Annotated in this window: 15 protein-coding genes; 9 read left to right on the top strand and 6 right to left on the bottom strand. The window is 29.8% G+C overall.

The window, feature by feature from the left end:
• Positions 1-90: 90 nt before the first annotated feature.
• From SY27_RS00835 to SY27_RS00810, 6 genes are all read right to left on the bottom strand, one after another.
• Positions 91-4,161, bottom strand: coding sequence for a T9SS type B sorting domain-containing protein (locus SY27_RS00835; RefSeq protein ID WP_082084277.1), 4,071 nt, complete (start codon positions 4,159-4,161; stop codon positions 91-93).
• A 100-nt stretch (positions 4,162-4,261) separates the two neighbouring features.
• Positions 4,262-6,136: an OmpA family protein gene (locus tag SY27_RS00830; protein WP_045966546.1), complete on the bottom strand. Its 1,875-nt coding sequence runs from the start codon at positions 6,134-6,136 to the stop codon at positions 4,262-4,264.
• 19 nt (positions 6,137-6,155) lie between these two features.
• Positions 6,156-7,091, bottom strand: a complete 936-nt coding sequence (locus SY27_RS00825) for a type IX secretion system membrane protein PorP/SprF (RefSeq protein ID WP_045966541.1) — start codon at positions 7,089-7,091, stop codon at positions 6,156-6,158.
• Between the two features lie 72 nt (positions 7,092-7,163).
• On the bottom strand, positions 7,164-13,442 hold the full coding sequence (locus tag SY27_RS00820; RefSeq protein ID WP_045966539.1) for a T9SS C-terminal target domain-containing protein: 6,279 nt from the start codon (positions 13,440-13,442) through the stop codon (positions 7,164-7,166).
• A gap of 170 nt (positions 13,443-13,612) precedes the next feature.
• A complete protein-coding gene (locus SY27_RS00815) occupies positions 13,613-14,743 on the bottom strand; it encodes a tetratricopeptide repeat protein (RefSeq protein WP_045966537.1) in 1,131 nt (376 codons plus the stop codon).
• Positions 14,744-14,745: 2 nt separating this feature from the next.
• The gene (locus SY27_RS00810) at positions 14,746-16,299 is read right to left on the bottom strand and encodes a helix-turn-helix domain-containing protein (RefSeq protein ID WP_045966535.1); all 1,554 of its coding nucleotides are present in this window, start codon (positions 16,297-16,299) and stop codon (positions 14,746-14,748) included.
• A 215-nt stretch (positions 16,300-16,514) separates the two neighbouring features.
• On the opposite strand from SY27_RS00810, the gene SY27_RS00805 reads away from it, so the two are divergent.
• The 9 genes from SY27_RS00805 (at position 16,515) to SY27_RS00765 (ending at position 22,087) form a co-directional block, all read left to right on the top strand.
• Positions 16,515-17,543 (top strand): M28 family metallopeptidase, encoded by a 1,029-nt coding sequence (locus SY27_RS00805; protein ID WP_045966533.1) that lies wholly within the window; start codon positions 16,515-16,517, stop codon positions 17,541-17,543.
• Between the two features lie 237 nt (positions 17,544-17,780).
• A complete protein-coding gene (locus SY27_RS00800; RefSeq protein ID WP_045966531.1) occupies positions 17,781-18,332 on the top strand; it encodes an HD domain-containing protein in 552 nt (183 codons plus the stop codon).
• Positions 18,333-18,419: 87 nt separating this feature from the next.
• Positions 18,420-19,049: a hypothetical protein gene (locus SY27_RS00795; protein WP_045966527.1), complete on the top strand. Its 630-nt coding sequence runs from the start codon at positions 18,420-18,422 to the stop codon at positions 19,047-19,049.
• Between the two features lie 121 nt (positions 19,050-19,170).
• Positions 19,171-19,899, top strand: a complete 729-nt coding sequence (locus tag SY27_RS00790; protein WP_045966525.1) for a YafY family protein — start codon at positions 19,171-19,173, stop codon at positions 19,897-19,899.
• 37 nt (positions 19,900-19,936) lie between these two features.
• Positions 19,937-20,395, top strand: coding sequence for a GyrI-like domain-containing protein (locus SY27_RS00785; protein WP_045966523.1), 459 nt, complete (start codon positions 19,937-19,939; stop codon positions 20,393-20,395).
• Entirely contained in the window at positions 20,395-20,739 is a 345-nt protein-coding gene (locus SY27_RS00780; RefSeq protein ID WP_045966521.1) for a DUF1801 domain-containing protein, read from the top strand. The genes SY27_RS00785 and SY27_RS00780 overlap by 1 nt, the downstream gene beginning before the upstream one ends.
• 90 nt (positions 20,740-20,829) lie before the next feature.
• Entirely contained in the window at positions 20,830-21,264 is a 435-nt protein-coding gene (locus SY27_RS00775) for an Rrf2 family transcriptional regulator (RefSeq protein WP_045966520.1), read from the top strand.
• A 47-nt stretch (positions 21,265-21,311) separates the two neighbouring features.
• On the top strand, positions 21,312-21,752 hold the full coding sequence (locus tag SY27_RS00770) for a hypothetical protein (protein WP_045966518.1): 441 nt from the start codon (positions 21,312-21,314) through the stop codon (positions 21,750-21,752).
• The gene (locus tag SY27_RS00765; RefSeq protein ID WP_045967424.1) at positions 21,752-22,087 is read left to right on the top strand and encodes a cupin; all 336 of its coding nucleotides are present in this window, start codon (positions 21,752-21,754) and stop codon (positions 22,085-22,087) included. The genes SY27_RS00770 and SY27_RS00765 overlap by 1 nt, the downstream gene beginning before the upstream one ends.
• The last annotated feature ends 5 nt before the right edge of the window (positions 22,088-22,092 follow it).

Genomic DNA, 22,092 nt, shown 5'->3' with positions numbered 1-22,092 from the left:
ATATTTCTTGCAACTCTTTTTATATAATATAGTCATACTAAAAAAGGCTCAATTTAATAAGTTGAGCCTTTTTTAATCCTATCTTGATATTTAACGTTTCAAAGAAAAATGAGCTTTAAATATTTTTTGCTGTAAGTTTTCGCTATACTCAATTGTAAACCAATAATCGGTTGATGGTAATTGCTGACCGTTAAAAGTTCCGTCCCAACCCGTTCCGTTTGGACTTATTTGTTTAATTAATTTACCATAACGATCAAAAATATGTATTTTAGAATCTGATTGTCCACGTAAAGTAGTAATGTTCCATGTATCATGAATTCCATCTCCATTTGGAGTGAAAAATTTAGGATAATCGATAACCAAAATATCAATCGTTAAATAAGTACATCCTTGTGTATCAACAACCGAAACATTGTGTAAACCACCACTTACGTTAGTAAAAACGTTAGAATTTTGAAATGCTCCATCATCAATTTGATACTGAAATTCACCATTTCCCCCTGTTAATATTATTTCTATAGTAGCGTTATCTGTAAAAGCGTTGGTAACAGTATAATCTATTGCTGTAGCAGGATTTATTTCAGTTACTATTACTGTATTTGATGTTCCTGCACAACCTGTTAATACATTTTCAACTACAACATAATAACTACCTGCTGAATCTACTTCTAAAGTAGGAACATTTGTTATTGCAATATGATTTATTGGATCACTTGATTCGTACCATGTAAAACTATAGTTTGTTCCAATAAAATTACCTGCATACAATCTGTATTTTTGAAAAACAAGACCTGTTGCTTGTTCAACACATATTGTTCCGTCTTCTAATATTGGTTTTGGAAATGGGTCTACATAAACAGTATAATCGGTATATTCTCCTGTACAATTTCCTAATTTTGATTGTGCACGATAAATTACAAAACCTTGTGTATTTGATGTATTGACTAAAACATCTGTATTTATTTGTACTGGAGCAACTCCAAATCCTCCTGTAGCACCTGTAACTCCTACAGATTGAAGCACAGTCCACTCTACTTCTGTTCCTACTATTATTGGGTTTTCAACTATAATATCAAAATTTGGACTTCCACCACTGCAAATAGTTTGCGATTGTAATACAATAGGCTTTCCAGGTTGCGGATATACTGTTATTTCATCACTTAATATTGGAGTTCCTACACAGCTTCCATTACGCGGTGTGATTTCAAATGATAATGTTCCTATAATTTCTGGATTAGATGTTGTAACAATTAAATTTATTAAACCAGATGTTGTTCCAAAAGTAGTGCCTCCTTGAATTGTAACTCCATTTAATAAGGCTACCCAATCATAAACTGTTCCTGCTGGATTTTCTAAAATAGAAACTTGTAATTCATCTCCTGAACAAATTTCGGAAAGATTAAAATTGATTGTATCTACAGTAGGAATTGGAGTTACTACTATTGATACTGGATAAGAATCGCCTTCGCAACCATTTAATACTGGAATAATATTTAATGTTATATAGCCTAAATCTGATGTGTTTAATAATGTTGCTATTTGATTGATATTTGTTTCATCGCCATTTATTTGATAGTTTCCGTCAATATTCTGCACTGTAGCATTCCAGATATAATTTTGACTTCCCGTAACTACAATATCAGTTGTTGTTCCTGAACATATAGTATCTGTATAAGTTACGTTAGAAATTATTGGTTTTGGTGTAACAGTAACAAAAACCGAAACTGGATCACTTATACATCCATCTACAGTTACGGTAATACTATATTCTACTAATCCGTTTACAGTATTATCTACTAACGTTAAAAGATTGGTTAATACATCAAATCCAGTTTCAGAGGTAGCTCCTGTTACATTTATAGCTTGTACAACTGTCCAATTATACATTATATTTCCTGTAACAACACTACTATTTAATTGAGCTGTAAACAAGCTTGCTGAACAAATAGTTTGAGTATTTGGTGTTGCTGTTACTACGGGTTTTGGATTAACAATCACTTGAGCTGAACTATTTAATGTTTGGCTACAAAATGGACTTGAATTTGAGACAATGTTTATTAAGTTATAATTACTATTTGTAGTTAATACTGGTGTTGTAATAATTGCTTGTCCTGTTCCATTTAATGTTATCGTTTGATTAGTTCCACTATCTACAGTATATGTTACCTCTGCATTTGGTGTTCCATTTATTGTAATAGTTCCTGTGTTATTTGCACAAATTGTATCTCCTGTAATTGTTGCTGTAGGCAAATCATTAACTGTTATAGTAATATTATCTGTTAATTGATTATTACAAGTACCTATTGCTACGTTTACTAAATTATACGTAACGTTTGATGTTAATATTGATGTTGTTATTATAGCTTCTCCTGTTCCATCTAATGTAATTATTTGATTTGTTCCTCCGTCTACAGAATAAGTTACCTCAGCATTTGGCGTTCCATTTATTGTAATAGTTCCTGTATTATTTTTACAAATAATTGGGGTTGTTGTTGAAATACTAGCTGTAGGAGATGAAATCACAGAGACTGCCACTGTTTCATTTAAAGGTTGGTTACATATTCCAATTGCAACATTATGTAAGGTATAAAAGCTATCCGAAGTTAATATTGGAGTTGTTATTATAGCTTCTCCTGTTCCATCTAATGTAATCATTTGATTTGTACCTCCATCTACAGAATATGTTACCTCTGCATTTGGCGTTCCATTTATTGCAATAGTTCCTGTAGAATTACTACAGGTTGTAGACCCCATAATTGTAGCAGTTGGTAAAGGTATAACCGTGATTGTTGCTGTTCCTGATTGCACTTGACTACAAAAAGGAGCTGTTGTTGAAGTTGCGCTTATCAAAGTATAAACACTATTTGATGTTAATACAGGAGTTGTAATACTAGCCTGACCTGAGTTATCTAGTGTGATTATTTGATTTGTTCCTCCATCTACACTATATGTTATTTCTGCATTTGGTGTTCCTGTAAAGTTAATGGTAGCACTTGTATTTTCACAAATGGTTACATCTCCTAAAATAGTAACAGTTGGTAATGTTTGAGTTGTAACTGTAACCGATTCGTTTTTAACTTGATTACATAAGACAGTTACATTATCGCTATCTAATATTTTTACGTTTTCAAGAGTAAAAGTTGTTGTTGCTGTCACAGTTTGTGTAAGAACAAAATCGCCTGTTATTGCATCTAAAATAGCAGATTGTATTGTTCCTCCATCTATTGAATAATCAATACTTGCTCCTGGTGTACCTGTAAAAGTAACTGTGACATCTTCTCCATCGCACAATTGAGTATTAGAAATTGAAATGGAAGCATTTGGAACTAAATAGACCCTTAAATTAAATTCCATTAAATTATAACATCCACTTACATTATCAACCACTTTAGCATAAATCGTTTGTGGGTTTGATGTATTACTAATAATATTTGGAAGCGGATCTATTCCATCAGTAGCATTTGCTAATGTTGTATAAAATGAGATTGTATTATTAACCAAATCAGGATTAATATCGTTGCGAACGGAATTTAAATCAAATATACCTGTGTTTGCTGTATTACTACATGTTTTATAATCTTCTATCTGATTTGCTACTGGAGGTGTAGGAAAAGCACCATCGTTTTGAGTTGCTGTTCCTGTCCATTGAATTTGAAAACCACCGTCTCCAACAGGTCTGTCTATTGCTATGTAATACGATTGTCCTGCTGTTACCGTTAACCATCTTACATAACTATTACCATTTGCTCCTGGACCAGTTGTGGTTAATGTTGTGCCTCCATTCATTCCTGTGTGATTATTTGGTTGTCCTGCTAATTGCGGATTTGTAGTTGCGCATCGAATTGGACTTCCTAAATTATTACAACTTCTATCAGCTCCATAAACCCAAAAATCATAATCAACCGTTATACTTGTATCATCTGGAATTAAATCAAAGCCTAATGTTCCCGATTGTACTATATTAATTTTTAGCCAAATTGAATTGTGTTCAAATCCGCTACAACCAGATACTTCTTGTATATCTCCTACTCCATTTGCATTTGAACTAAAACTACCATTTCCACATACTACAATAGCATCAACACAATCATTTGGTTCGTTTTGCGCTAACATCAAGTGTATTGAAATTAACGTAAAAAATAAAGTTAAAATACTTCTCATCTTATTTTATTTATTTATAACAAATAGCTAATCTGTTTATAAGACTAGCCATTGTTTTTATTTACAATTACTCCAAAATCCTTAATTATATAATAGTATTTTATTTCTTAACTATTATAAATTCTGATCTTCTATTTTGAGCATGTTGTTCATCTGTACAGTTTGAATCACAGTTTATTTTTGGCATTGTACTTCCATATCCTTTTCCTGAAATTCTATCTTTATTTATACCTTTAGAAATAATATATTGAACTGTTGATTGTGCTCTTCTTTCTGAAAGTTTCAAATTGTAATTCTTATTTCCTTTAGAATCGGTATGCGATTTTACTTGAATAACCATAGTTGGATTTTTCAGCATTACTCTTACTAATTTATCTAATTCTGTAGCTCCTCTATCTGTTATATTACTTTTATTAAAATCAAAATACACATCATTTAATAATACTTCTGTTTCTGTAATAATCACTTCCTCTGGAACCATTTCTATGTTTACATTATTTATTCCAGAAACTGTATTTTTTAAACTAGCATCTGCAATTTCATAATGTTCTAGTGTTGCTTTGATTGTATAATTTAAATCGCATTCAACATCATAAATTACTTTTCCTTGACTATCTGATTTTTGAGTAGTAATAATATTTCCTTTGCTATCTAAGATTGCAACATTTGCATTAGATAATTTATATCCTGTTTTACTATCTGTAATTAATACAATTGTTTGTGCCTTGCAAACAGGTGTTGCGCTATATATGGCATCAAATCCGTTTCTATTTGATGAAAAATATCCTATATTTAGTTTCTTATTTACACTAAATGAAAAATCATCTTTTTCAGTGTTAACAGGTTTTCCTAAATTAATTGCTTCTTCACTCTTATTTAAATCTATTTTAAAAACATCTAATCCTCCAAAGCCTTGTTTTCCAGAAGATGCGAAATACAATTCATTATCATCTGTAATAAAAGGGAAATTTTCTTTTTCTGGAGTATTAACCGATGTTCCAAGATTTATTGGTGTTCCAAAACCATTTTCTTGAACTTCCACTTTCCATATATCTGATTCGCCTAAACCACCTACCATATTTGAAGCAAAGTATAATGTTTTTCCATCTTTACTTAAACTTGGACTACTAACCGAATAAGCTGTACTATTAAAAGGTAATGGTTCTACTTGACTCCATTTCCCATCAATTAGTATAGCCTTATATAATCCTTGTTGTCCAACCTTCACGTTTGTATTTTTGTTTTTAACAAAATTCCCTGTACTATGACCATCTCTGGCAAAAAACATAGTTTTCCCATCAGCAGAAATTGTAACTGGACCATCATGATATGGAGTATTCAACTCATTAACAGGAGTTGATTCTGACAATGTTCCGTCGGAATTTCTGATAATTTTAAAAATATCCAAATAAGGTTGATTATTCCATTTATCTGTTTTTCCACTAGAATTTCTAGTGCTTACAAAATATAACGTATTATCATTTGTTAAATAAGCTCCAAAATCATTTGCTTCTTTTGAGCTAATTGCAGTATCTAATACATCAAACAATTTTGATTTATTGGCTAAACTTGGGATATAGTTCGGGTTCTTTTTGTGTTCAATTGCTCTTATGTCATTAGGAATCATATATGCAAATACATCCATTTGGGCATTAGCTTCTTTGTATTTCCCTTGCGATTTTAATGTTTGCGCATAATAATAATACGTTTCAGCATCTACTTTTTTAGTTTCTACTGCTTTTGCATACCACTTAGCTGCTGCTTCATAATTATTCAAATTATAATAACTATCGCCTAATTGTTTAAAAACATATTGATTTGGTTCTTCTTTATTTGCTATAGTCAAATATTCCTCAATAGCATTAACATATTGATAACTCTCAAAAAGTTTATCTGCCTTTTGAGTTGTTTTATTTTGTGCGAAAGACATTGTTATTGCTAACAAAAATCCTATTCTTATACAATTTCTTTTCATTACGTAATTCTTTTATAAATTAGAAATATCGAGGTGATATTGATGCTTTTTTCGCGAAATTCAAATCGAATAACAACATAAATTCATGTGATGCTGGTGTTGTTACTTTTAAATCTGAAACTATATGATCATAAGCATATCCTACTCTAATACTTGGTGTTATGGCATAATTAACCATTCCTCCAAACGAATCATATATTCGATATGTAGCTCCTAGCTCAAACTTGTCAAAAAACATAACATTAGCGGAAACATCTAATGATGGAGTTACATTAAATGCTGATTTTAGCATAAATGATGGTTTGAATTTTGTATTATCTGATAAATTAAAAACGTATCCTCCTGTAAGAAAATAATGTTGTGTTTCTGAACCAAATTGATAATCATTTCCATTTTTAGTAACATCAAGGTATTTACTTTTCAACATATTTGGAACTGACAAGGCTACATAATATTTTTGTGTATAGTAAAAGAATCCTGTTCCTACGTTTAAATATGTATTATTCACATTTTCACTAAAAGCAATGTCGTTTTCATCTGGAACAAATCCGTTTCCAATTTCACTATAAAGTCCTACTCTATGAAAGGTTGCACCTGCTTTTAATCCTAAAGCTAAACGATGCTCTCCTCCTAGGTTTAAAGTATATGAAAAATCTGCGTAAGCATTATTCTCTTCAACTGGTCCAATTTTATCTGAAATGACAGATAGGCCTAATCCAACATTTTTACCCACAGGACTATGTCCTGATAAAGTAGCTGTTTTAGGTGCTCCGTCAACATTTACCCATTGTTGTCTATATAAAAGACCGATGGATAAATTCTCTTTTGAACCCGCATAAGCAGGATTCATTACATTCATATTATACATATATTGTGTATAATGGGGATCTTGCTGTGCTTGCGATTTTATAGCAAATACAATCAAAAACAAAGATGTTATATATATTTTTTTCATTGTAAACTCAAATTACTATGTTATTAATACAGTCTACTCATTAATAAAACAATAAGTAGACTGCTTTTTTAATTATCTTATAATGTAAACCCAACCTGTTGTTGATTTTCCATCGTTTGTAACAACATTATAGAAATAAGTTCCATCAGGTAGCTCTTCACCTTCATTAGTATTTCCATCCCATTGATTGGTATAGTTCCCTGAAAAAGAATATACTTCTCTTCCGTATCTATTAAATATTGTTACATTCGAAACTCCTAATCCTGTTAAATCAAATACATCATTTGAACCATCCCCATTTGGTGAAATTCCTTTTGGGATTTGATTACAGAATACATATTCAATATTAACTTCAATTAAAACTCTAGAACTTTCACATCCATTAGGATCTACAGAACTTACATAGTAAGATGATGTTCCTGTAACAGTAGGATCTGGTGTTGGAGCTATTGCATTACCTACTCCTCCTGTTGCACTAGTATACCAAAGTAAAGTATATCCAGAAGGAACTGTAGCCGTTAATTGTATTGGTGCTTCAGAAGTGCAGTAATTAATAGGGCTCATCACTGTTGGAACTTCTTCATTTGCTTGATATGTAAATGTTATAGCGTACTGACAATAACGAGTATTCCAGTAAAAGATATAATCACCAGAAGCCGTGAAGTCATTAATTTCAGTACTATTAGCTGTTGGATCTACTATGTTAGCAACAGCTGGATTATTAGCATCTGCTGTCCATTCTCCATACCCTACAGCTTCAACTTGGACATTATTCTGTGTACAATTCAAAGTTTGATTTTGAGTTATAATCTTATTATTAGAAGTAATACTTACCCCATCTAATAAATTTCCAATTCCATTATTTTTTGATCTAAAAATAAATCGTGTAACATTTTGACCTGTTGGAACCGCATAAGTACCTGAAATCAATTGCCAATTTGCTAAACTTAAATTATCTTCAATTAATACAAATGGTCCTGATGGAGGTCCTGCAAATAATTCTACAGCCAGACCAGGAAAACGTGTTGCTTGAGCATAACTATATTCATACTCAACAGTTTCAGAACTATCTAAATCTTGGTACAAACCATAAACATTTACAAAGTCTGTTGGATCGTAAGCATCTTCAGGACTTAATACTTGAACACATTGATTTCCTTCATAAGGAACTATACTACCACTCAAAGCATCAATATAAAACACTCTATCATGTCCAGGATAATTATATCGCCATGTAGGAACTACATTTTCACGATAAAAATTCCCTAACAAACCAAACGTTGCAACTGGAGCTTCAAACCCAGAGTTTAAAGTACCTATTGAACATAAATTATTAGGCGTTTTAATACAAATATTAAATGTATAGCCATTATGAGCTGCACTATTTAAAGTTAATCTAACTTTATAAGTTGCCCCTATTTCTGTAGCCGATGAATAAGCTGCTAACATTGTATTTTTATCAGAACATGCTAATTGCTCTAAAGTTCCATTATTATCTTTGTATAAAGTTATTGTGATTAACGGATGCGCTGGCGCTCCAGAGTTTATATAATAACTTCCAGAAAAATTATTCAACTCAATAATGTGAGCTGTTTGCGTAGCTATAAATTCAAACCATACATCTCCATTATTACTTCCTGAACAAGTTGAAGCTTCTGAAGATACTGTTGCTCCATAGAAAGAAGCATTCATCCCTGTACTATCACAAATTTCTGTTTCATTAACCGCTAATATGATAGCATTAGCTGAACTATCATTTCGTACAAACTCTTGTGGACCAGACCAGAAACTTTCATCATTTGTACCACAAATAGCTCTTACAAAAAACTCATATGTTCCTGCTTGTAAATCATTAAAATCTGCATCAACTGGCACATAAGAATTTGTATTTACTACAATACCGCTTTGTGGAAGTGTTCCATTACCTAATGGTTGAATAAATACTTCCCATTGTGTTTCAGATCCACCAGCTGTCCATGTTAAAGACCCATCTTCGTTGACTGCTAAATCAGTTGGTTGAGGACAAGTTACTGTGCTACATGAAGTAACTCCTGTGAAAATTGTTGACTGAGTTGCTCCAATACCTAACGGACTTTGATAAACGATAGCGCTTGAAGAATTAGTCATTGTTACTTGAGCATTCGGATATTGATTAGGAGCAAATCCTAATGAATTCCAGAATAATGAAAACTCTACTCCATCACATAAAAATACTGTGTATGTTGCTGGTGGAGGTGTAACTCCTGGAGATGTTACAGTTGGGAACACTAGCTGTTGAACAATTTCACCATTTTGAATTAAATCAATGGAAGTAGCAGGTCTATTAGGGGCACCATTATCTAAAGTAATGGTATACTCACAAAGATTAGCAAAACTACATTTAGTCGTAAATTCAATTGGTCCAGACCACTCACTTGATTCTGAAGTACTACAAACTGAGCGAACATAAAATTCATATTTAATCGCAGGGTCTAATCCTGAAATAGTATATGGATTAGTAGAAACTGTTGTTAAGTATTGTGGGTCAACACTTACATTAGGGTCACTTACTCCTACTGGAACAACATAAACCTCCCATTGTGTTTCAGTTCCTGCCGTTTCCCAAAATAATTGTGCCTCTACATCAGTAATATTGTTTACTACTAAATTGTAAGGTTGTGGACAAGAAGGTATATCTTCAATAATAAAGTTATCAATAGCTAATAACTGTCCTCTATAATTCCATGAGTTTGGTGGATAACCTGGTACATGGAAAGCAATATTAATATTTCCAGTTACACCTGCTGGAAGATTGATTATCATTTCTTGGTATTCCGTATTTGTAATTACACCTGAATCATCAGTTGAAAACAAAATAGTGGTAAAATCAGCAGGAGCAATACCTGAAGTTGATAATAAAACTCTTAAATCTTCTTGAAAGAACGAATCGTTTACTCTATAGTAAAAACGTAAGCGTTGATTTGCTGTAACAGTAATTGTTGGCGAAATTAAATAATCGTCATTTGCTCCATTTGTTCCAGTAAACATGGCTGCCGCATGATCGCCTTCATAAACAAATGTTGCAGAGTTTAAGCTCCAAGAGTTTGCATCCGCATTAAAATCGTTAACAATCCAACATCCTTCTGTTGGTGATCCTGTATCAAATGATTCAAAGAAAGGAGACGCAAATTCATTACATAATGTTTTAAATGTAATTGGGCCAATCCAATCACTTTGATCTGTTCCGCTACAAATTGCTCTTACATAATACTCGTACTTTGTATCTGCGGTTAAATTAATTGCAGTATATGAAGGAGTTGTTAAAACTTGTGTGCCATTAGTAGGTACACCAGATCCTATTGGTTGAACGGCTACTTCCCATTCTGTTTCTAAAAACCCTGGAGTCCAACTTAGGTCTACTGTTGTTTGTGAAACGTTAGAAACTTCTAATAAACTAGGATTTGGACAAGATGGTGCATCATCAATACTAATATCGTCTATATTTAATATTGAAACAAATGGATTTGGATCAAAACTAGGTGGTACTCTAAATGCAATATAAACAGGTCCATTAGCATTTATATAAATATTTTTTTCAACATAATCTGTATTGGTAAATTCGAATAAAGGTGCAATTACGCTAAAACTTGCAGGATCAGTATCTGTTGTAGACATTAAAACTTCAATACCGAATCTTGGATTTGAGAAAAAAGGATTCGTTATAGCTCTGTATTTGAATTTTAATTCTTTAGTTCCAATTACTTCTATAGCTGGTGAAATTAACCAATCATCAAAACCAGGAAACGTACCAAAAATGGGCTTTTGTAACCTTGCTTCTGTTCCTGACAATGTCCATGCTGCTCCATCATTCGCTACATTTAAAATAGAATAACAGAAACTATGTGAATCTGGATCAGTATCGTTTAAACTTTCATAATAAGGAACGGTAAAAGTACCACATTCTGTAATAAAATTAATTGGCCCTACCCAATCACTTTGCAGTGTTCCTGAACAATATGCTCTTACATATAATTCATATCGTGTTGCATGTGTTAATGGTTGTATTAATGTAGAAGAAATGGCATTTGAATTAACTAATGTTCCTGATCCTGTAGGGATTCCAGTTCCTTGTGTTTGAATTACTACTTCCCATTGTGTTTCAATATCTCCTGCTGTCCAATTAAAATCGGCTGATGTTGTTGTAATATTTGAAACTAAAACATCCAAAGGATCAGAACAAGCTGGTTTGTCTTCCACTATTACATCATCAATATATAATCTTGTTGATGCAGGACTATCTTGAATTGTATTATCAAATAACCAAGCAATATTAACTGGTCCTGTTATAGATGATGGAATATTAATTACTTTTTCTACATAAGCATTATTACTATATGTGGTATTTGGTAATAAAACCACAGTAAAATTATCATTTCCTAATCCTGTTGTAGAAAGTACAACCTGAAAATGTAAATTATTGGAATTAACATTTTTATGTTTAAAACGAAGACGTTTAGGTGTTGTTCCCAAATCAATCATTGGAGAAACAAACATATCGACATTGTTATTTGTCGTATTACTTTGAAAAAAAGTTGCTGCACTTGAAATATAAGTCCACACAACTCCATCATTATTAATATCTAATGGTGTCCAACAAGGTGCTGGATTTGACGCAGTGTTTCCTGTAAAATCTTGAGAATATGGAGTTGAAAAAATGTCACATTGCGTTTTAAAATTATAAACAGAACTCCAAGCTCCAAAACCAGAACCACAGTTTGAACGAATGTAAACTTCATAATCTGTATTTGGTGTTAATGCTGTGCCTGACAAAGTTGTAGTAACATTAAAAGTCACATTTGATGATGCCGAAATACCTGAACCTGTAGGAACTCCGGTTCCTATTGGTTGAACAGCTACTTCCCATGATGAAGCTAAATTACCCAAATTATTCCATGATAAATTTGCGCTAGTTTGTAAAATACTAGATGCCATAATTCCAGATGGAGCAGGACAAGCAGGTGACTCAACAGTAAGTGTATATGGTATATTTGTTGTTGCACTATAATTTGAAGAAACAAGAATTATATAATTTGTTCCTGCATTCACCGTTAAGTCAATAACTCTAGGTGCATTTGTAGTATTTGCTACACCTCCTACACACGTTACACCTACATTTGAACATTCTTCATAAACAAATAATCCTGTTCTTGTATTAGTAGATGTTAATGTAATTTTTATAACTCCAGAAACAGTTGGTGAATACACATAAAACGCTTTTCCACCAATTGCATAATTATTTGTATAAGATGTACAGCCAGAACCTGGTGTAGACAATACTATACCATTATTATAATTATTAAGATTATCAGTAGTTGTATATGGTGTGGTAAGATCCCCAACATTAATAGCACTTTCACATGCTCCTCCAAGAGCTAGTGTTGTAAAATTGAAAGGTCCTGCCCAATTACTTACTTCTGTATTAGGACAAAATGCTTTAATATATACATCATAACTTGTATCTGCATTTAGCATAGAAAATGATGTTGTATTACCCGATATAGGCGTTCCTGTCATAGCAGGTGCTGCTCCTTGTAATACATATTGAACTTCAAAATTTGTCGCTGTTGGATGTCCCCAAGTTATGTCTGCACTATCTAAATCTATATTAGTAAAACTCACTTGATTCGCAGCTACATCAATACATGACTCTACTACTTGAATATTATCTACAAACCAACTATCTCCTTCTGGTGTTGATCCAGATTGATTATTAACTGCAACAAATGCAATATAAATATCTAATCCTGCTGCAATACTTGTTGGAATTGCTACAATTTTCTCTTCATAAGTAGTTGCTGAAGTATTCAATGTTGTTTCTGTCCATGAATCTAATACAACTGTAAAACCGCTAATATCTGGTTGACTAGCTGTTGAAACTCTAATTTCATAAGTAGTCCCATTATCTATAGCACTACCTTGTTTTGTAAAAAAACGTATTTGACCATTTTCAGGTACTGTAATTTGAGGTGTTACTAAATAATATTCTGCTGTATTTCCAGTTCCAATATTATCTGATGCTGGATTAACGGTAACAGCGTTTGTTCCTAGATATCCATCTGTTGTTGTTTCCCATGATATGGTTCCAAAATTATTTTGAAATAAATTCCAAGATCCAGGTATACCGCTTTCGAAAGACTCTGTTGGTAATTGACTGTAACTATTAATCGAAAATAGCATCAACATAAAAACAAAGCATACTTTGTTTAATTTCTTTGGAAGTAATAAATCTATTTTTTTCCAAAGAAAATGTTGACAGCTAATTTGTAATAAATGAGAATTTACTACATTAATTAGTTGTAATTTTTTTAGCATTATCATCACATTTTTAGTTAATTGTTAGTTTTGTAAAAATATGTTATAATTTTTCATACTATTACAATATGTCTTTTCAATTTACTGAATTTCAAAAGACAAAAGCAATACACAAAACACTGTATTACAACTGATTAAATAAAAATATAATGCTTTTTAATTCTCCTTAATTATTTCTCATTTTGGAGTGATTGAATACGTTTTTTAAGGTTTTTAGCTTCTTTTTTCTGTTTTTTTCTAATTATAATGAATACTATAAAGCTTAAAAACAAAAATATTAAAGCAATAAAAATGAAGAAATAATATTTAGAAACTTGAGTATTTAATTGCGAATTTGTTTCTACCTTTTTTTCAATTAACGAATCACTTATGGACTTTCTTTCACTTAACTTAATTAAGTTTTGAGTGTTTAAATACTTTGTATGAAACTTATTGAATTCTTCTTTATTATTTATAGCTAAATAATTATTTGATAATCCTTTATATATTTCTTGATTTAGGATTAGGTCATTAACTTCTGATGAGATTAATAAGGCTCTTTCTAATGTTGTAATAGCTTCATTATATTTTGCTTCTAAAGTGTAAGCTTGAGCTAGTCCTTTTAGTGCAAAAGCTTCTAAACTATTCGCTTTAATAGAGCTTGCTTCTTTAATTGCTTTATTAAAATTTTGTTTCGCTGATTCTAAATCAAATGATAATAAGTAGCAATTTCCCTTATTATATTGTACAATGCTAATGTTGGCAATAACCGTTTTGGTTTTTATTTTATTAAAAGATTCTAAACTTTTATTGAAATAATCAATTGCAATATCACAATTAAATTTTTCTTTATAAATAAAACCTCTTACTGCATAATTAATTCCTAGACTAGAATATATGGAGTCTTTTATAGGATATTGTAAAGATAATTGTTCTCCTTCATCTAAATATTGCAATGCTTTATCATATATTTTTAATTGATGATACTGGATTCCTGTTTTAACAATTACTTTTATTTTCAGTAATTTATTTTTTGATTTAGATAAAAGGTGAGTTGCTTTAATTACATACTCTAATGACTTTTCATAATCTCTTTTTGAAGAATATGCATCTGAGATTAGCTTTAGCCCTTGTATTTGAATATCTATATTTTTTGATTCTTTAACGATTTTTTGTCCTTTAATAATAGCTGAATCAGGATTGTCATAAATTAACAATGTACCAGAACGCAGCATTTTATCATAATCTACAGACTCTTGAGCAAATATCAAAGCTGAATTTGGCAGTAATAATAGTACTATAAAATAATATAATTTACTCATAATTAAGCTACTGATTTTTCTTTTTCCTCTTTTAACAATTCGATAAATTTTACTGGTGATATTCCTGTTATAGACTTAAAAACAGTAGCAAAACTACTATGTGATGAAAATCCTGAACTTTCTGCTAAATAACTAATCTTATAATTTAAATAATTAGAATCTGTTTTTAGTTTATCTACGATATAGCTTATTCTTAACTTGTTAATATATGTATTATAGTTTACATTATAATTTGAATTGATTATTTCTGATAGGTATTTTGTGTTTGTTTCAAATTGGCCTGCAAGCACTGCTAAAGAAAGATCTTTATTTAAAAATCTCGATGACTTTTCAAACTTCTGTAGTTTACTGAGTAATATTTCTTCTGTTTTTTGAGGTATTGTAATTTTTTTAGAATATTCTTTCTTCTCTTTATAATTTGAAATTAAATTTTTTCTGGTTACTTTCAAATAGCTTATAATTTCAAGTAAGCTCTTATTTCTTTGATAATTTTTATACCAAAATAAAAAAAGAATAAATAGAATAACTATTGTACAAATTCCTATGATTCTAAATAGTCTTACATAATAAGCTTCTTTTAAATTCTTCTTATAATTATTTTCTTCTAAAATTAAATTATAAGCAATATTAGTGGTTTCCTGATCTAAACTTTCAACTTCAGAATGAATCCTTTCAAAATCTACATTAGCATTTTTAAAACTAAATGTATCATTTAAAGCTAAATAATTTACAATTTCTTGATCATAAATTTCATCCTGAATATATTTATTTTTTAGTGCATCATTAAAACTTAAAGCTTTCTCTAATTGTTTTAAAGCTTCTAAATAATTATTCTCATAAAAATCAATCTTCGATAATAACAACAAAGCTTCAATATTATAATACCCTATTGTGTTTTTATTTTTTTCATTAAAAATTAAAATTGTATCTACTTTTTTTCTTGCTAAATCGAATTGTTTGTTCTCTAAATCTAGTTTCACAAATTCAATTAAATAATCTAAAATTAATGTAGGAAATTTAACTTTTTCCCCTTGATTTATTTGATCTGCAAAATGAATATTTTTATTATAATTATCTCTTGATTCATTATATAATTCTTCAAGTCTAAGAACTTCTTCAATATAACTTTTCACAAAAACATCTGTTATATTTTTCTTTGCTATTGTTAATTGATTAAGATAATCTGTGGCTTGTCTTTCAAGTAATAATTTTCTAAGAATTTGAGCACGCAAATAAATATTTTTTACATTTGAAATAGAAATAATCTGATTTTCATTCAAATTATACTTATATAAATACTCTAATGATTTACCATATTCTCCTTTAACTTTATAAGCTATGGCAACTAATAAGTTTAAATCATCTATTTCTTCTTCAGATGTGTTTTCTTTTTCAAGCAAATGCATTGCTATTTTTAATGACTCATCAGGATTTATAAAAATTAAACTCTCAATACCATTCAATAAAGATTCTTGCTTAGGTGCTATTTGAGCATAAATAACATTTGCTTGAATTATAAAAAAAAATAATGAAGAGAATATAAATTGTTTAATCATTAAAAATAGTTGTGTTTATAAATTATAATAGATTCTACTAGTATTTATATTAATCAAAGTCAAATTTAATTAATTAAAAAGTATTAAACTATACAGAATAAAGATTCTTTCAAAATCATGAAATTTCAAAAATGTTAAATTTATCTAATTATTGTAACAATATATACTAAATAAACATCTAATAGATATATTTGCTTTAACCAAACTTTTTTAAAATGAATCACAAATTAATTTCTGGAACTCTATTATCCTTATTCCTTTTAGGATGTAGTTCTACTTCTAAAGTTACAAATACAAAGCCTGCAGATGTGTCAAAATATATGAATACTATTACTGCGGATGAATTAAAAACTCATTTATATATTGTTGCTTCTGATGAAATGGGCGGAAGAGATACAGGAACAGAAGAACAAAAGAAAGCAGGTAAATATTTAATTGATCAATACAAAAAAGAAGGCATTAGTTTTCCTAAAGAAGCTACAGATTGGTATCAAAAAGTACCTTCTGAATTTATGGCAAGAGGTTTTGCTCCAAAATTAAATGATTCAGAAAATATATGGGCTTTTATCAAAGGAAGTGAAAAACCAGATGAAATTCTTGTAATATCTGCTCACTACGATCATGTAGGAACAAAAAATGGAGAAGTATATAATGGTGCTGATGATGATGGTTCTGGAACTGTTGCATTATTAGAAATTGCACAAGCATTTAAAAAAGCTCAAAAAGATGGTTTTGGACCAAAACGTTCAATTCTTTTCTTACACGTAACTGGTGAAGAGCATGGGTTACATGGATCTCGTTACTATTCTGAAAATCCATTATTTCCTTTAGCTAATACAGTTGCCGACATTAATATTGATATGATTGGTCGTAGAGACAAATTACATCCTAACACAAATAATTATATTTATGTAATTGGTTCTGATAGATTAAGCACTGAATTACACACTATTAATGAAGAAGCAAATAGTAAATATACAAACCTAGAGTTAGATTATAAATACAATGATAGAAATGACCCAGAAAAAATTTACTATCGTTCTGACCATTACAACTTTGCAAAACATGGTATTCCTTCTATCTTTTTCTTTAATGGTGTTCATGATGATTATCATATGCCAACAGACACTCCAGATAAAATTGAATATGATGCTTTAACTAAAAGAACTCAACTTGCTTTTACACTTGCTTGGGAATTAGCGAATAGACCAGAAAGAATTAAAGTAGACAGAGACGGGAAATAATTTTTATATTACTCAAAAACATACAAGTAGTCATTTTATACAAAAAAGAAGTTTTTTAAAACCTACCTTTGTATAGAATGACTTTTTTTATACGTTTCTCTTCTACTTTTTATATATTTGAATGAAGTATTTCATTATGTAAAAAGAAAACCATACTAACTTCTACTAAGAATAATACTATTACGGTACTTTTTAAAAAAGCCATAGTGATTGCTTTTAAAAAACATAAACAAACAAATGAATACACAAACACTATATCAAAAAACCTTATTATTTGCAGCAAAAAAGCACACATCAGTGAATCAAGTATTATCAGGTAGTGAATTACCCTATATTGTCCATTTAAGTAATGTTGCAATGGAAATATTAATTGCCTCACAACATTCAAAAGAATTTGATTTGAATTTTGCTATTCAAGTTGCACTACTTCATGATACCATTGAAGATACTGAAACTACATTTGAAGAAATTGAAGCTAATTTTAACACCGAAATTGCAGAAGCTGTTTTAGCACTTACAAAAAATGAAACAATTGAAAAATCAAAAAAAATGATTGATAGTTTAACCCGAATTAAAAAGTTAAGGAAAGAAGTTTGGGCCATAAAATTAGCCGATAGAATAACCAATTTACAATCACCTCCAAATCATTGGGACGCTGAAAAAATACAAAATTATTATAAAGAAGCTATACTCATAAGCGAAACATTATCAGGTTCTAATGAATATTTAGAAAACCGACTAAAATATAAAATTGAAGAATATATAAAATATCTTGTTATTTCCCATTAATGTATACAATTCTTTTTTACCCATGACATAAGGCTGTCGTAAGTCTAAAATACATTTGCAAAAGATATTAATTTAAAACTCAAAAAAATGATTCGAGTAAACAATAATTTTGCAAAAGCAATGGAATTTACTAGCTTTAAGAAAAAAGATACCATAACTGATGATGAACTAATTAATGCTATTTTACAATTTGAAATACAATTAGCTAAACAAAATGGTTTTATTTTTCATTGCTTAGTTAGAAATTTTAAAAATGAATATGCTAATGTACTATTTGTAGAAAATTTTGAAAACCTAAACGATATAGAAACCAATTTAATGCAAATCCCAGAAGCCCAAAACTTTTTTAAATTAATTGAAAAACAAAGCATTAAAATAGAATTTCATCACATTCAGAAAAATAATTTTCAAATCCCACTTCATTTTTCATGTATAGAATGTGGTACATTTTCACTCAAAAACGAAAACAAAGCAAATCAATTACTTCCGATTTCAAATACAATAGAAACCAATTATTTAAATACTTTTGAAAACACTTCCGAGCATTTCATAGGAAAGATTAAGAGTAACAAATTTTCAGAAATTACCTTCGGAAAAACACTTGGACAAACAAAAAAAATCTGTTTCGGCTATTTTCAAAATCCATTTTGCACACCTTTATTAGAGCTAGCAGATGAAAATTCTATGGAACTAGATTTTTGGTATTTAATAGCATAAAACTAAATAAGCTCAATATAATTCTAGTTTAAACATTACGAAAAGTTGTATTGAGCTAATCAAAATAGTCTTAAAAAGTTTAAGTACATTTGTGTAAGTTACAATTCAAATCAAGAATAAAATGAATGAAAACGAAAAACCAAGACTTTCAAGATTAACATCAATTGTAACCCAACTACAATCAAAAAAAATACTTACTGCCAAAACATTAGCCGAAAAATACAACGTTAGTATTAGAACTATTTACAGAGACATTCGTACTCTTGAGCAATCAGGAATTCCTATTGTTACAGAAGAAGGCAAAGGATATTCTTTACTTGAAGGATATCAGCTTCCTCCTATAATGTTTACCGAAAATGAAGCTAATGCTTTAATTACTGCGGAAAAATTAATTAGTAAAAATAAAGATCAGTCTCTTGTTGAAAACTACACAAATGCCATTATTAAAATAAAAGCCGTTTTACGATATTCACAAAAAGAAACTACTAATCTATTAACTGAAAGAATTGTTTTTAGAACCAATATTGAAAATAAAACAACAAGTAATTATTTAATGACAATTCAATCTGCTATAAGTAAATTTCAACTTATGACTATTGATTATACTTCTCTTCAAGAAGAGTTTACTACACGAACCATTGAATCTTTTGCTTTATATAGTACTCAAGAAAATTGGATTTTAATTGCTTTTTGTAGATTACGAAACGAATTTCGTGCTTTTCGTATAGATCAAATTCAAAAATTAAAGTTACATACTGAAACCTTTGAACCTCATAAAATGTCACTTCAAGAATATTTTGAAATTTGTAGAAAAAAATATTCTTCTAGCCCTGACATACCTTTGTCATAACTCAATATTATTTTTGAACAATTAAAAATTCAAAAAAATGGAAAACACAAAATTAGAAGCCTTTCACATCATTGGAATTAATGTGAGAACTACAAACGAAAATCAGCAAGCAGCAAAAGACATTCCTACACTTTGGAATACATTTATGACAGAAGATATTATAAACAAAATACCCAATAAAGTAGACAATACTATCTATGCTATTTATTCAGACTATGAAAGTGATCATACAAAACCTTACACAACTTACATTGGATGCCAAGTTCTTTCTTTAGAAAACATTCCTGAAAATATGATTGCGAAAACAATTATGAAAGGAAATTACACAAAATTCACTACAACAGGAGATTTATCAAAAGGACTTGTTTATGACGAATGGATGAAAATTTGGAACACACCATTGAACAGAAAATACACTACCGATTTTGAAGTTTATGGTGAAAAAGCTCAAAATCCAACTAATGCAGAAGTAGCTATTTATATTGCAACTGAATAATGAAAGATATAGATCAATATTATTTACAACTAGAAGAACCTACAAAAGGAATATTTTTAGCATTGAGAGAATTTATACTTTCTCTCGATGCTAATATTACAAATGATTTTAAATATAAAATGCCGTTTTTTTGCTATAATGGGAAAATGTTTTGTTATCTATGGAAAGATAAAACTACACAACAACCATATATAGGCATAGTTGAAGGAAATGCTATTAATCATCCTCTCTTAGAACAAGGAAATAGAGCCAGAATGAAAATTTTAAGAATCAACCCTAAAGAAGATTTACCTATTGAAAATATTACCGAGATTTTTAATCAATTATTAATACTCTATAAATAAACATTTTTTACCATTTAAAAAAAAGTATAAAAGATATTTTTGTCCTTTATAAAAAATCAATATCTTTGCATCATTAAATCTAACAAAATTATGTTTTCAAAATCATGCGAATATGGATTAAGAGCTATTATTTATATTGCTCAACAAACCAAACAAGATGTAAAAGTTAGTTTAACAACAATATCAGAAGCTATTGATTCTCCCCAAGCTTTTACAGCTAAAATACTTCAACAACTTACTCGAAATAACATAGTAACTTCTATTAAAGGCCCTTATGGTGGTTTTGTAATTGAAATAGATAAAATGAAAACAATTACTTTAAGTCATGTTGTGAAAATTTTAGATGGAGATAACATATATACAGGCTGCGGATTAGGCTTGGCTCAATGCAATGAAAACTCTCCTTGTCCACTCCATTTCAAATTTATTACCATAAGAGAACAGTTAAGAAACATGCTTGAAAATACTTCACTAGAAATGCTAGTAAATGATATGGATACACAACATTTTTGTTTAAAACGTTAATACTAATTTTTAACACAATAAAAGATAAAAAGGTCTTTTACTATTTTATGATAAAATCAACACTAAAATTTACAATTGCAATCACTTTTATTTGGATAGGTTTTATCTGTTCCATTAGTTTTATGGAAGCTTGGTTAAAGTTTCAAGCTCCAAATATTACAACTTCACTAGGATTAGGTATTGGCAAACTTGTTTTTGGAGCATTAAATAAAGTTGAATTATTCTCAAGTTTCTCCATTATAGCATTGTTTATTTATTCTAATGAAAAACCTAAAATAAAATATACACTCTTTTTTACTATTGCTTTTTTAATTCTAATTATACAAACTATTTGGTTACTCCCAAATTTGGACGAAAGAGCTTCAAAAATTATACAAGGAATTTCAGTGCCTAAAAGTCAACTCCATTTTGTATTCATAGCGCTAGAATGCATTAAGGTGATTTGTTTAACTCTTTTTGGCAAAAATCAATTAAATCAATTAAACTAATGAAAAAAACGTCGCTTATAGAAAACATAGTCTATAATGAAGCTAAACCTGTAGTATCAGTTCTTTTAGAAACACAAACTACAAAAGAGATAAGAATTTTAATTCAAAAAAATCAAGTTATGAAAGCACATAAGGCTCCTTTCCCTATTGTGATTGAATTATTTGAAGGTAGTATCCAATTTGGTGTTGATAATACAAAATATCAATTAAAAAAAGGAGACATTATTTCTCTTGAAGCTAATATCATTCATGATTTAACAGGTCTTGAAGATTCAATTATCCGATTATCATTACACAAAAAAGACACTATAGAACGTGTTAATAAAATACTTTAAAAACT

The organism is Flavobacterium sp. 316, assembly GCF_000967805.1.
In the GTDB taxonomy this organism is placed as follows: domain Bacteria; phylum Bacteroidota; class Bacteroidia; order Flavobacteriales; family Flavobacteriaceae; genus Flavobacterium; species Flavobacterium sediminilitoris.
Note: the sequence above shows the minus strand (reverse complement) of the source record. Positions and strands in the feature narration are given on the sequence as shown.